This is a genomic window from Streptomyces sp. SID3343, assembly GCF_009865215.1.
Lineage (GTDB): Bacteria > Actinomycetota > Actinomycetes > Streptomycetales > Streptomycetaceae > Embleya.
In genome coordinates, this window is sequence record NZ_WWJX01001285.1 from 1 (window position 1) to 549 (window position 549).

Annotated in this window: 1 pseudogene; it reads left to right on the forward strand. The window is 76.7% G+C overall.

From position 1 onward, the window contains the following. Positions 1–549, forward strand: a pseudogene (locus GT354_RS40245) (hypothetical protein); the annotation flags it as partial.

Here is a 549-nt window from a genome sequence, read left to right on the forward strand (position 1 = left end):
CGGCGCCGACGCGTCGCGGGCGGCGGACGAGCTGATCCGCTCGGCCGAGCAGGCGGCGGGCGAACTGCGCGAGCAGACCCGGGCCCAGGTCGACGCCGTACGCTCCGACGCGGAACGGCAAGCGGCGGAACTGCGCGCGCGCACCGAGGAGATGCGGGCCAAGGCCGAGCAACTCGCGGCCGAAGCAGAGGCCGAGCTCGACCGGGCCCGCGCCGACGCCCAGGCGACCATGGAACAGGCCCGCGCCGACGCCGGTGCGCGCACCCAGTCGGCCGCGGTCAAGGCCGACGAGCTGATCGGCAAGGCGCGCGAGGAGGCCGAGAAGGTCCTCGTGGACTCGCGCGAGGAAGCCGACGGCATGCGCTCCGCGGCCCGCAGCGACGCGACCTCGCTGCGCGAGGAAGCGGACGCCGACACCCGAGCCCTGCGCGAGCAGACCGAGGCGACCGCGCGGGCGGTCCGCGAGGCGGCCGAGGCCGAGGCGAAGACGCTGCGCGAGGAGAGCACCGCCCGCGCCGCATCGGTCCTGGAACAGGCCGACACCGACGC